At 73.0% G+C, this 13401-nt stretch carries 7 protein-coding genes; 3 read left to right on the top strand and 4 right to left on the bottom strand.

Annotated elements, in window-relative coordinates; genetic code table 11:
• Positions 1–26: 26 nt before the first annotated feature.
• Positions 27–761, bottom strand: a complete 735-nt coding sequence (locus tag ACQPYA_RS06955) for a Clp protease N-terminal domain-containing protein (protein WP_433531818.1) — start codon at positions 759–761, stop codon at positions 27–29.
• Positions 762–947: 186 nt separating this feature from the next.
• Between ACQPYA_RS06955 and ACQPYA_RS06950 the strand changes: the two genes are divergently transcribed.
• The 3 genes from ACQPYA_RS06950 to ACQPYA_RS06940 all read left to right on the top strand — a co-directional run bounded on the left by ACQPYA_RS06950 (position 948) and on the right by ACQPYA_RS06940 (position 6034).
• The gene (locus ACQPYA_RS06950) at positions 948–2198 is read left to right on the top strand and encodes a ricin-type beta-trefoil lectin domain protein (RefSeq protein WP_433531817.1); all 1251 of its coding nucleotides are present in this window, start codon (positions 948–950) and stop codon (positions 2196–2198) included.
• 121 nt (positions 2199–2319) lie between these two features.
• A complete protein-coding gene (locus ACQPYA_RS06945) occupies positions 2320–3066 on the top strand; it encodes a hypothetical protein (RefSeq protein WP_433531816.1) in 747 nt (248 codons plus the stop codon).
• 154 nt (positions 3067–3220) lie between these two features.
• Entirely contained in the window at positions 3221–6034 is a 2814-nt protein-coding gene (locus ACQPYA_RS06940) for a helix-turn-helix transcriptional regulator (RefSeq protein ID WP_433531815.1), read from the top strand.
• 42 nt (positions 6035–6076) lie between these two features.
• On the opposite strand, the gene ACQPYA_RS06935 is transcribed toward ACQPYA_RS06940, so the two are convergent.
• From ACQPYA_RS06935 to ACQPYA_RS06925, 3 genes are read right to left on the bottom strand one after another with little or no spacing between them, the layout of a single operon-like run.
• On the bottom strand, positions 6077–8974 hold the full coding sequence (locus ACQPYA_RS06935; protein ID WP_433531814.1) for a helix-turn-helix transcriptional regulator: 2898 nt from the start codon (positions 8972–8974) through the stop codon (positions 6077–6079).
• 51 nt (positions 8975–9025) lie between these two features.
• Positions 9026–12370 (bottom strand): AAA family ATPase, encoded by a 3345-nt coding sequence (locus ACQPYA_RS06930; RefSeq protein WP_433531813.1) that lies wholly within the window; start codon positions 12368–12370, stop codon positions 9026–9028.
• Entirely contained in the window at positions 12367–13398 is a 1032-nt protein-coding gene (locus tag ACQPYA_RS06925; protein ID WP_433531812.1) for a hypothetical protein, read from the bottom strand. The genes ACQPYA_RS06930 and ACQPYA_RS06925 overlap by 4 nt, the downstream gene beginning before the upstream one ends.
• Positions 13399–13401 lie beyond the last annotated feature (3 nt).

Here is a 13401-nt window from a genome sequence, read left to right as displayed (position 1 = left end):
ACCGTCGATCACCGCCCGATCGGCGGTCACGCCTCCTTCGGGAATGCCTGGATCGCGGCCAGGGTCGCCACGATGTTCGCCTCCGTCGCGGCCTTGTCGACGCCGAGCCCGGTGAGCACCCCCGCGCCGTCCTCCTGCTCCAGCAACGCCAGCAGGATGTGCTCGGTGCCGACGTAGTTGTGCCCGAGCCGCAGCGCCTCGCGGAAGGTCAGCTCCAGCACCTTCTTGCCGGCCGCGTCGTACGGGATCAGCTCGGGGACCTCGCCGGACGACGCCGGTAGCGCGGCCGTGGCGGCCTCGCGTAGGGCCTCGGCCGACACGCCCCCGGCGGTCAGCGCTCTGGCGGCCAGCGCCTCCGGCTCGGCCAGCAGCCCGAGCACCAGGTGCACCGGGCCGATCTCGGCGTTTCCGGCGACCCGGGCCTCGTTCTGCGAGGCCATCACCACGTTGCGGGCGCGCGGGGTGAAGCGGTTGAAACCCTGCTGCGGGTCCAGTGGGGCGGCATCGGCCCGGGGCACGAAGCGCTTCTGCGCGGCCTGCTTGCTCACCCCCATGCTGCGGCCGATCTCGGTCCAGGAGGCACCGGAGCGCCGGGCCTGGTCGACGAAGTGGCCGATCAGGTGGTCGGCGATCTCGCCGATGTGGTCGGCCACCATGACCGCGTCGGTGAGCTGGTCGAGCGCGTCGCTGTGGGCCTGCTTGATGGTCTGGATCAGGTCGTCGAGCCGGACCGGGTTGTTCATCTGGACGGGATTCGTCATGCGTCAACCTTAAGTTGACGACCCGCTCCCGTCAACCCCCGGTTGACGATCACCGACCGCACACCGCAACCATGATCGCTGTTAACAACCTTGACTAAAGCTCGCTAAATCGACAGACTGCGATTTGGAGAGCGCTCTCCCTCGCCAGGGCACCCGCCTCGTCCGTCCACCCCAAGGAGATCAATCGTGTCCGCCATCTCCCGCAGGCTCCGACGGGGAGCCGCCGTCCTCGCCGCGGCCCTCGTCGCCAGCGCGCTCGTCGTACCCGTGAACGCCGCACCGGCCAGCGCCGCCATCGGCGGACTCACCTGGCAGGACGAGTTCAACGCACCGGCCGGCACGCCGGTCGACCAGTCCAAGTGGCGCTTCGACATCGGCGGCCACGGCTGGGGCAACAACGAACGGCAGTACTACACCAACAGCACCAGCAACGCGGTGCACGACGGCCAGGGCAACCTGGTCATCACCGCCCGCCGGGAGAACCCGGCCAACTACCAGTGCCACTACGGCCGGTGCGAGTACACCTCGGCCCGGCTGCTCACCGCCGCCACCTTCAACCAGGCGTACGGCCGGTTCGAGGCGCGCATCAAGATCCCCCGGGGCCAGGGCATCTGGCCGGCGTTCTGGATGCTCGGCAACAACTTCGGCAGCGTCGGCTGGCCGGCCTCGGGCGAGATCGACATCATGGAGAACATCGGCCGGGAGCCCAACACCGTGCACGGCACCATCCACGGGCCCGGTTACTCCGGCGGGGGCGGGATCGGTGGCAGCCGCACCATCGGGCAGCCGCTGGCCGACGCCTTCCACACCTACCGGGTCGACTGGGAGCCGAACATCATCCGCTGGTACCTCGACGGCGTGGAGTTCTTCCGGGTCGACCCGGGCCGGCTCGGCGGCAACCGCTGGGTCTTCGACCACCCGTTCTTCATGATCCTCAACGTCGCGGTCGGCGGTGACTGGCCCGGCTACCCGGACGGCAGCACCCAGTTCCCGCAGCAGATGCTGGTCGACTACGTCCGGGTCTACGGCTACGTGCCGGACGGCAACAACGGCGGCACCACCCGGATCCGGGGCCAGCAGAGCGGCCGGTGCATCGACATCCCCAGCGCCAACCCGTACGACGGCGCGCCGTTGCAGATCTGGGACTGCAACACCACCGCCGCGCAGGCGTGGACCTTCGCCGCCGACGGCACCATCCGCGCGATGGGCAAGTGCATGGACCCGGCCTGGGCCGGCACCGCCAACGGCACCGAGGTCAACCTCGTCACCTGCAACGGCAACCCGGCCCAACGCTTCACCCTCAGCGCCGCCGGGGACCTGGTCAACCTGAGCGCGAACCGGTGCGTCGACGTCCGGGACAACAACCCGAACAACGGCGGCCGGCTGCAACTCTGGGACTGCGCCGGCACCCCGAACCAGAAGTGGTCCCGGGCCTGACCCCCGCACGCGTGGGCTCACCGCCGTCGGGCGGTGAGCCCACGCGCCGTTTCGCGCGTAAGAGTCGGTGACGGGCACGGTGGGTAGTAGCCCGCACGGTCAGCGAGGCGCGGGAGGCGACGTGGAGAACGCTCATCCGGCAGGCGGGCGGCGGTTGTGGTGGTGGCTCGGCGGGGCGCTGCTGCTCGCCGTGGTGGTGCTGGTCGCCGGCTGGACATGGGTGACGGTCCGGGATGACGGCCGGGGCGGGCACGTCGTCACCGGCGCCACCGGCGACCTGCGGGAGGCCACCTTCGTGCTGCTCGACGGCGCCGACGTGGTCCGGCTGCGCACCGCCGACCTGGGCGAGGAGACCTACCGGGTGTCGACACCCCGCGACGCCAGCGTCCGTCCCGTGGTTTCCCTCTCCGACGGCAACCTCCTGACCAGCCTGCGCGGCACCGACCGGGACGGCCCGGCGCTGGTCGAGGTGGTGTTGCACGAATCGGTGCGCTGGCACGTCCGGCTCAGCGGGGGCGCGAAGGAACAGCACCTGGACCTGCGCACCGCCCGGCTCGGCGGGGTCGAGTTCACCGCCGGCGCCAACCGGATCGAGCTGACCCTCCCCTCGCCCGACGGCACGCTGCGTACCGTGCTCAGCGGCGGGGCGAGCCAGGTCGTCGTACGCCTGGCCGACGACGCACCGGTGCAGGTACGCGCGGGCGGCGGGGCCGGCTCAGTCACCGTCGACGGCGTCACCCACTCCGGCGTTGCCGGCGGCAGCACCTTCACCCCGCCGGAGTGGACGTCGACGACCGACCGCTACGACCTCGACGCGACCGCCGGGGTCTCCACCCTCACCGTCGAACGCACCGACGCCGGCCGCTGATCCGCCGCACCATCCCGCGCGGTGCACCCGACGCGCCGCTTCGGCGTCCACATCGAAGCGATGGCGTTCGCGGGCAGTGGACGGGTCGAGTCGGGTATCGAAATCGGCTGTGCGGCCATGGCGGGTAGCTCACGCACGCCCCTAGGGTGGGCCCATGTCCCTTCCCCAGGTGACACGTCTGGCCGGCCGAGAACGGGAACTGTCCCTTCTAGACGAGCTGGTCCGGGGGCTCGTCGACGGCCGCGGCAACGTGGTCTGGGTCGAGGGCGAGTCGGGCATCGGCAAGTCCACCCTGTTGGGCGAGGTGATGCGACGCCTCGGCGACGCCGGCTGCACCGTGCTGAGCGCCGGCGGCGACGAGTTCATGGCGGAGTTTCCGCTACGCCTGATGGCGGAGTGCCTGGGGGTCTCCACCCGGGCCACCGATCCGGACCGGGCCGAACTCGCCCACATCCTGCAGGGCGACACCGCCGGCGTGTTGTCGCTCGGTGCCGTCGGCGAACGGATGATCGCCCTGATCGACCGGCTCTGCGCCACGGGCCCGGTCGTGCTGACGCTCGACGATCTCCAGTGGGCCGACGAGGCCAGTGTCGGGCTGTGGCACCGGCTGGCCCGGTCGGTCGACCAGATCCCGCTGCTGGTGATGGCCGGCTGCCGGCCGGTACCCACGCATCGGGCGCTGCGCCGGCTCCGCAACGTCGTCGCCGATCTCGGCGCGTGCGTCATCGACCTCGGACCGCTCGACCGGACCGCGGCGTCGGCCCTGGCGACCACGGTGCTCGGTGCCCGTCCCGGCCCGCTGCTGACCGCGGAACTCGACCGGGCCGCCGGCAACCCGCTCTACCTGCGTGAGCTGACCGAGGCCCTGTCCCGGGACACCCTGTTGCGGATCACCGCAGGCGTGGCCGAACTCGTCGGCGCGGCGGGCGCCACCCCGGAGTCCCTGGTGGCCGCCGTCGCCGGACGGCTGGGCTTCCTGTCGGAGTTCGCCCACCGCACGCTGCGGGTGGCCGCCCTGCTCGGCACCGAGTTCGAGATCGCGGAGTGCTCGGTGGTGACCGGCCGATCCACCCAGGAGTTGTCGGAGGTGGTCGACGAGGCGATCGCCACCGGTGTCCTGCGGGCCGAAGGACGACGCCTGCGGTTCCGGCACGAGCTGATCCGGCAGGTACTGGTCGGGCAGTCCCCACCGGCGGTGCGCGAGGAGTTCCACCGCGGCATGGCCCGGGTGCTCGCCGAGGCCGGCTACGAGCGGGACGTCGTGGCCCGGCACCTGCTGGCCGCCGGGCGTCTCGACGCCTGGGCGGCGAGCTGGCTCGCCGGCATCCCGGAGACGATGGTGCGGACCGCGCCCGCGGTCGCCGCCGAGTTGCTCACCCGTGCGGTCACCGAGGCCGGCCAGCCCGACGCGGCCCTGCCGACGCTGCGCTGCCGGCTCGCGCAGGCGCAGTTCTGGCTCGGCCGCTTCGAGGAGTCGGCCAGCAATGCCCAGGCCGTGTTCCGCGCCGCGCCGGGCGGCGAGGTGGACGGGGTGGCGCGGGTGCAGTTCGTCCGCGCGGCCGGTCGGCTCGGGCGGTTCGCCGACGCGCTCACCGTGGTCACGTCCAGCCTGGCGAACCCGGCCATTCCACCCCGCTGGCGGGCACGGCTGGCCGCGCTGTCGACGCTGCTCCTGGTCGACCTCGAACAGGAGCAGGAGGCCCGTGTACGCGCCGAGGAGGCGTTCACGCTGGCCCGCCAGTGCGACGACGCGTTCGCCAGTGCCTTCCCCTACCACGCTCTGTCCATCCTGGATCCCGCCGCAGGGTACGAACTGCGGGACAAGGCGATGACCGTACTCGGCGCCGAGTCCACCGATCCGGAGGCGGTCGACCTGCGCCTGGTGCTGGTGGCCCGCGAGTTGGCGGCGCTGGCCACCGACGCACGGTGGAGCGACTACGACGCCGAGCTGCCCCGGGCACTGGTGATGGCCGAGCAGACCGGCACGGTACGCGGTTCGTGGATCGCCGGAGAGGCGACCTTCGCCAGTTTCCTGCGCGGCCGGTGGGATGAGGCGATCGCGCACGTCGCCAGCATCCCGGCCCAGATGAACGGCAACCCCCTGGCCTACCTGCACGGCTTCGTGGCCACCATCGCGTACTCCCGGGAACAACGTGCCCTCGCCGAGGAGCACCTTCGGCTGGCCGGCTGTGCCGATGGCGTCGAGCTGGCCGACCTGCCGTTCCATCAACGCCTGGTGGCCGGCGACGCGCTCGCGGTGCACGCCGAGACGCTCGGCGATCCGGTCCGGGCGTTGGCGCTGCGCAAGCTCTGGCTCGACCTGTCACCGGCGCGGCAGGCCGACTGCGTCGAGCTGGCGCCGGACATCGTGCGGCTGGCGCTCGACGTCGGCGAGCCCGACGTGGCCGCGGCCGCGACCGCCTGCGTGACAGCGACGACCCAGCCGAGCCGGTTCGACATGGTGGTCGCCGGCTGCTGCCAGGCCATGCTCGCCGACGACGCCGACGGCCTGCTGGCCCAGTCCGAGCTGTGCCAGCAGTACGGCTGGATGCCGATGCGGGCCTTCGCGTTGGAGGAGGCCGCCGTCCGGCTGGCGCGCAGCGGTCAGGTCAGGGCCGCCCGATCCGCGCTGACCACCGCGGTACGTCTCTACACCGAGATCGACGCCGCCTGGCGGATCCGCCGGGCCGAGGCCCGCCTGCGTCCGCTGGGGGTACGGCGCGGCCCCGGCGGTGTACGCCAGCGGGCCACCCACGGCTGGGCCGCGTTGACCAAGAGCGAGCGGCGGATCGTCCGGATGATCGCGGCGGGGATGTCCAATCCCGACATCGCCGCGGAACTCTACCTGTCCCGCAACACCGTGCAGACCCACGTGTCGCACATCCTGGCCAAACTCGGCATGCGGTCCCGGATCGAGGTCGTCCGGGAGTACCCCCGGCACGCCGAGCTGGCGGCCGGATCCGAGTGACCAGCCCGGTGACCCGCTGGCCACCCGCCCGGCGCCTCGGGGTCAGTCGAAGCTGGCGGCGAACCTGGCGATCTCCTGACGTGATCGACAACCAAGCTTCATCAGGATGTGCGACATGTGGGTCTGCACGGTGTTGCGGGACAGATAGAGCTCGCCCGCGATCTCCGGGTTGGACCGGCCAGCCGCTGCGAGCCTCGCCACCGTGACCTCGGACCGGGTCAGCGCTGCCCAACCCGTGCTTGCCCGCAGCCGGGCCCCCCGCGCGCTGCGCCGCACGCCGAATCTCCGCCCACGCGCCTGCGCTCGACGGATGTCCCGGTGGGCATCGAGGTTCGCGTAGATGTCGAGCGCATCGAAGAGTGCGGTCCGGGCCCGGAGCAGATCCTGGCCGCGAGCCAGGGCCTCGGCCGCGTCCTCCAGCGCCTCACCCCGCGAGTGGGTACGCCCGGCCCGGGCGTACTCCTCGGCTGCGGCCAGCAGAGCTGCGGCGTCCTGGTCGACCAGCCCCCGGCAGTGGTCCGCCGCCGCCAGCTTCGAGGGTTCCGGTCGCCGGGTCGCCTCGGCGAGACATGCCGAGGCGGCGGCCTCGGCGGTGTCCCGGCGACCGAGGCCGATCGCGAGCCGGACGACGGCCGCGACCAGCACGCACCGATGGGAGGTCAGGTTCGGGAAGGTGCCGGATCCGTCCGGGTCGAGCAGGGCGAGCAGCAGGGCAAGGGCCTCCTCCGGGCGTCCGTCCCGCTCCTCGATCAGCGCCCGGGCAGCGCGCAGATTCTCCGAGAACCCTGCCGTGTCGACGGCCAGCTCCGTGCCCGCGGCCAGGTACCTGTCGAGCAGCGCGTCGTCGCCACGGTGCACGGCGATCAACGCGCCGATGCCGGCGAGCATCGCCCGGGTCGCGTTCCGTGGCCCGACCGCGCCGAGCACAGCATCGAGTTCCGGAAGCGCGTCGTCCCACCGCCCGGTGAGGAAGTTGAACTCCGCCGCCTGCGTCCGTAGGCCGGCGAGGCGCATCGGGCTGCCCATCCGCTCGGCCAGGGCCAGTGCCGTTCCCAGTGCCCGCCGGGCTTCCGCCAGGCGACTGAGGTTCCACAGCGCGGTCGCCCGGGTCGAGCCCAGCAACAGCCGCAGCTCGGTCGAGGCCGGATCGTCACCGGCGATCGCCATGCCCCGCTCGACCACCTCCAGTACGGCGACCGCGTCGTCCTTGGCGATGCCCGTGGTGCGGGCGAGGGACCACAACGCCCAGCCGACGGCGAGCCGGTCGGCCGCCTGCTCGCCCTCGCGCTCGGCCTGCCGGGCCATCGCGAGCGACTCGTCGAACTGGCCCAGCACGGTGAGGCTCGCGGCGTTCAGGGCGAGCGTGCGGGCTCGCCAGCTGGCCGGCAGCCGCGCACCGGCGAGTGCCGCCCGACCGATTTCCAGCGCCTCCTGGTGCAGGCCGTCGAGCATGGACGCGTAGACCCGTAACCAGGTCAGCCGGCCGATCACCTGGGGGTCGGCCGCGTCGATCAGCAGCGGCATCGCGACCCGGTGGAACTCCGCGTAGTCGGCCAGGTTGAAGAGCCCGTCGGCCAGCTGCGACTCGATCACGACCCGGCGCGGGTCACCACGATCGGCCTGCGCCAGGACCCGGCGCAGCAGCTCCACGGCGACCTGCGGCGCGCGCGTCGTGATCGAGGGCGCCACCCGGATGAGCCAGTCCAACACCCAGTCGCCGACCGGACCCGGCGCCGACTGGATGTGCGTGACCACATCCTCCGCCGGCTCACCGCCGTCAGCCAGCGTTCGGGCCGCCTGCCGGTGCAGGGCGTGCCGCGTGGCGGCCGGCGTCGATTCGTACAGGGCGTGGTGGATCAGCACGTGCCGGAACCCGGTAACCTCGTCCGTGTCGGCCAGCACACCGGCCGCGATCGCCTCCTCGACCGCCTCGGACAGGGCCATCGTCGACTCGGCCGTCAGGACGCTGAGCAGCTCCAGCCGGAACTCGACACCCAACACGGCCGCCGCCCGCAGCACGCGGGTGGTGGGGCCGGTCAGGTAGCCCAGCCCGGCCGTGATCGCGGCGGTCAGCGACCTAGGCGCCGAGGCATCGCCGTCGGCGAACTCAAGCGTGTGGTCGTCGGCGAGCCGGACCCGCTCGCCCTTCATGAGCGCGCCGAGCAGCTCCCGCACATACAGCGGATTGCCGCCCGCCCTCCGGACGAGTGCCCGCAGGCCCGCTCCCGGAGGGGCCGACGCGATCTGGCGGACCAGCCGGTCGACCTGCTCGTCGTCGAGCGGATCGAGCGATATGTCGACGCCTCCGGCAGCGGACACCTGATGGCGGAGCCGGTCGATCTCCGCCCGCCTGGGGATCCGGCGGGCCGCGGCCACGAGCAGCAACGGCATCTGTCGCGTCGCCTCGGCGAGCCGGGCCCACACCGCCTGGGTGGCATCGTCCGCCCATTGCATGTCGTCGATCGCCAGGACGACCGGTCCCGCCGCGCACAAGCGTTCCACGAGCAGAATCAACATTTCCGCGGCGGCGGTCACGGCGCCGCCGGAGCGGTCCGGGCCCGCTCCCCGGCCCCACAGCCGGTCGGCGATCTCGGCCCGGTCGGGGTCGGTCACCGTCGGATGGATGCGCAGGGCATCGAGGAACGCCCGCAGCGGAAAGAAGTCGACAGTGTCCGGGTTGCGTGCCTCGAACAGGCGGCTGCCCATGATGTCGAGCCTGCCGAGCGCCTCGGCCAGGAACACCGTCTTGCCGATGCCGGGCTCGCCGTCGACCCAGACCGACCGGCCCCGACCGCGCACGAACTCCTGCACGACCTCGTCGAACACCGCGAGCGGAGCCTCGCGGCCGATCAGCACGACCGGTGTCGTGGGCCGGGACCACGCCACCGGCCGGTCCGATGTGTGCCGGTCGTCGATGCCGCCGGCGAAACGGTCCGACACAGTCGCCTCCTCGCCAACCTCGGCGAGTCATTCTAGGAGCTGGCCGCCCGGTCAGTCGCGTACGGCGGCGGCGATGTCGGCGGGCTGAAGGGTCTTCAACTCCTCGACGGACGGATCGGCACGCCCACGCAGCCGGCTGGCCTGCCGGGTGACCGCCTCGTCCAGCAGCTGGCGGGCGTACCGGGCGTTGCCGAACGAGCGGCCCCGCGGCACGGCGTCGAAGTGGGTCCGCAGCCCGTCGAGCACCTCCCACGGGCAGTCGTACCCGTTGGCCCCGGCCAGATTCTGGAAGATCGCGACAAGCTCGTCGGTGGCGTAGTGGGTGAAGTGGATGTGCCGGGTGAACCGGGATTGCAGACCCGCGTTGGCGTCGAGGAAGGTGGCCATCTCCTCGTCGTACCCGGCCACGATCACGACCACCTCGTCCCGGTGATCCTCCATCAGCTTCACCAGCGTGTCGATCGCCTCCCGGCCGAAGTCGTTGCGGGCCTCCGGCGGGCTGAGCGTGTACGCCTCGTCGATGAAGAGCACCCCGCCACGGGCCTTGTCGAACGCCTCCCGGGTCCGGTGCGCGGTGTGTCCGATGTACTCGCCGACCAGGTCGGCCCGGGCCACCTCGACCACCTGCCCGGCGCTGATCACGCCGAGCGCGGCCAGCAGCCGGCCGTAGAGGCGGGCGACCGTGGTCTTGCCGGTGCCCGGTGGCCCGGAGAAGACCAGGTGTCGGGAGATCGCCGGGGCGGGAAGGCCGGCGCGCACCCGGGTCCGCGCATTGGCGATCAGGTCAACCAGGTCGGAGACCTCACGTTTGACGGCGGCCAGCCCGATCATGCCGTTGAGGCTGGCGAGCAGCGCATCCGTCTCGGAGGCCCGGCCGCCGTCGGCGGCCTCCGCCCCGGGACCGGACCCGCTCGCCGTGACGCCCACGTCCTCCGGGAGCAGCTGCGCCAGTTCGACGCCGTCGCCGGTGCCGGCGGACGAGAGCCGGAACGCCTGACGCCCGATCATCTCCTCGAAGACCTGGCGGGCGACCCGGGCGTTGCCGAACGACTCGGTTCGCGGCATCCCGTCGAAGAGCTGGGCCAGCGCCGCCCTGGTGTCGTACTCCAGGGCGTAGTGGTGGGTGCTGCACAGCCGTTCCACGATCGTGACCAGCTCGTCGGTGCGGTAGCTGTCGAACTCGACGGTGCGGGAGAAACGTGAGGCGAGACCGGGGTTCCCGGCCATGAACTGACGCATCTGCGGGGAGTAGCCGGCGACCACGACCACCACCTCGTCCCGGTGGTCCTCCATCAGCTTCACCAGCGTGTCGACGGCCTCCCGGCCGAAGTCGTGCCCACTGCCGCCGCCGTCCACCGGGTTGAGGGTGTACGCCTCGTCGATGAAGAGCACCCCGCCGAGCGCCTCGGTGAACTTCTGGGTGGTCTTCACCGCCGTACCGCCGATGTGTTCGGCGACCAGGTCGGCCCGGGACGCCTCGACCAGCTGACCGGAGGTGAGCACGCCGAGGGCGGTGAGGATCTGGCCGTAGAGCCGCGCGACCGTGGTCTTGCCGGTGCCCGGCGCACCGGCGAAGACCAGGTGCCGCGACATCGGCGGGCGGGGTAGGCCCGCCTCGGCCCGGCGCTGGGCGATGCGGTGCAGCCCGACGAGGGTGGCCACCTCCTGTTTGACCGCGGCCAGGCCGACCAGCTCGTGCAGTTGGGCGAGCAGCGGCGTCACGGTGTCATCCGCGGCCACGGTCAGCGGTCCGGCGGCACCGCCGGGTGCGCCTCCCGCCGTGACCTCGTCGGGGCGCGTCGGGGTGCCGGCGCCGGGCACCGGCAACGGATCGGCGGCCGGCACGGTACCCGGGTCGGCCGGCGGATGCAGGGCGGCGCCCGCCCGGCGGATCTGTTCCCGGCGGTTGCCGGAGACCGAGGCGGTGGAGAGTTCCACCGGTTCGGCGGTCTCCACCAGCACCCCGTCGGTGCCGTTCTCGAAGATCTCCGAGTGGACGAGGGCCCCCCGCGAGCCGGGCGCGAACCGTACGCCGAGTGCCCCGCCGCCGCGCACCCGGCTGCGGCGCAACACGAGGTCACCGGAGCTCTCCACCACGATCCCGGCCTCGCTGGCGACGCCGATCTCTGACGAGATGACGGTCGCCGTGCCGGCCCCACCGACGACCACGCCGAAGCGGCCACCCCGTAGGCGCGAGTCGGTAAGCGCCAACCGCCCACCGGCGGCGAGCCGCACCCCGGCCACCCCGCACTCGTCGACGGTGACGCTACGCAGCGCGCCCTGTCCACCGTCGACGCACTGGACGCCGTACTCGGCGCAGCCGGCGATGGCGGTGTCGACCACCGTCGGCGCGGCGTCGGCGCGGATGACCAGCCCGCTGCGGCCACCGTTGATCTCGCAGCCGGCAAGCGAGCCGCGGGCCTCGGCGTCGAACAGCACGGTCACCTCGCCGGTGCCGGCGATCCGGCACTGCCGCAGGACGGGCGCCGCCGTGCCGGCGACCGCGAGGACCGGGCCGGTGCCGGAGAGCTGGCAGTCGGTGAGGCTGCCGGTGCCCGCCTCCAGGGCGAGCACCGCGTGCCCGCCGGTGCCGGAGACCCGGCAGCGCGACAGGCTCGGCGCGGCATCACCGGCGATCACCACCCCGTGCCCGGCGGTCGCGTCCATCGTGCAGTCCTCGAAGGAGGGCGTGCCGCCGATCGTCACGACGGCAGGGCCGCCGGTGTCGTGGACCGCCGTGTGCCGGACGGCGACGGCACCGCCCTCCTCGACGGCGATCGCCGGGCCGGTGATCGCGCTGAGGTCGCTGTCGACCAGGCTGCCCCGGCCGTTGCGGGTGCAGAGCAGGCCCGGCCCGCGGACGTCGGTGATCACGCAGTCGACGATCCGGGGGTCGGCGTCGCTGGCCAGCACGACGCCGGCACCACCGACGTCGCGTACCGTCGTGGCCCGGATCGTGCCGGTCGTCCCGCCCTCGAACAGCGCGCCCGCGCCCGAGACGTTGCGCAGCACGCAGTTCTGCAGGTCCAGGTCGCTGCCCCGGGCGTGCAGCCCGACCAGACCGTCCGCGCGCACCTCGCAGTCGATCATCCGCAGGGTCCCGCCGGTCACCTGTACGGCGGGAAATTCGGGACCGCCGCCGACGACGACGATGCCGCGCAGGGTGACCGTACCCGCCCCGACGAAGACGGCGAGCGCCCTCGGGGCCCGCAGGGTCACCGTGCCCGGACCATCCTCGGCGACGAACGTGACATCGCCGATGATCCGCAACTCCTCCTCGTACACCCCGGGTTGGAGCATGATGGTCGTCCCGACTCCGGCGACGGCCAGGGCGTCGCCGATCCGCGGCAGCCCGCCCGGTTCGTTGTGCGACACCGATACGACGGCCTGGTTCATGGTCGCGGCCCTCCGCTGGTCGGTGGTGACTGTGCCGGATAGGGGTGCCCCTGGGGGTCGAGGCCGAGCGGGAACCCGATGCCGGGCGGCGGCTCGACGGTGACCCGGTCGTGCCGCCGCAGCCGGCGCAGCGTCTCCTCCCGCCACCTGCCGCCGCTCGGTCGCTCACCGGTCCGGTCCCGCAGCAGCACCCGCAACGGTTGGTCGTCGGCGGGCTCGTCGACCGCGAGGACCGCGAACCGGCTGCCCGGCGGGAACGTCGCCGCCGGCCGAGCGGCCGGGGCGAACTGGTCGACGCGGCGCGCGCTGACCGACCAGATGAGGTATTCGACCGCCACCGCCGGCCCGCTGCCGCCGGTGAAACCGACGTCGACGAAGGCCGGTTCGACGAGTTCGTCGCCCGCCCGGTAGCCGGCCGCGACGCTCGCCGAGCCGGTGGCGTAGACCGGACCGATCACGGTGGGCAGTCGCCGCAGCCCGCTCACCGCGCCCCGGGCGATCAGGCTGTGCACCTCGCTGCCGCCGTCGGCACCGCGCAGGACCCGGTTGACCGCGTCCCGATCGGCGCCGTACGCGCAGAGCGCGACCAGGTCGCCGACCAGGTCGGCACCGCCACCGGCGGCCCGCAACCCGGGTTCCTCAGCGAGGGTACGGGTGACCACCCGGGCGTACGCGTCATAGCGGTCGGTCAGCGCGCGACGCAGCCGTGCCCGGTCCTCCGCGCCCCACCGGTCGACGTCGATCCACCTCGGTCGAGCGGGTGCCGACGGCGGCCCGGCCCCCGGCGGCGGGGGCGGAGGCCCGGCCGGTGCCGGGGCGGGCGGCGGCGGTGGCTCGATCACCGGTACGGCGTCGACGCTCAGCGCGGGCGTACGCGGCACGGCCAGCGCGGCGGTGAAGCGACCGGTCCACCGGTCCGCCTCCAGTACGCCCTGCAGAGCGCTCACCGCCTCGGGTGTGTCGTTGCCTGGCGGTACCGGAGCGATCGGCAGCGTCTGGGCGGCACCGGCCTTCGTCGGGCTGGTCACGTC

The sequence above is a fragment of the Micromonospora sp. CA-263727 genome, from assembly GCF_050942455.1.
Classification (GTDB): Bacteria; Actinomycetota; Actinomycetes; order Mycobacteriales; family Micromonosporaceae; genus Micromonospora.
Note: the sequence above shows the minus strand (reverse complement) of the source record. Positions and strands in the feature narration are given on the sequence as shown.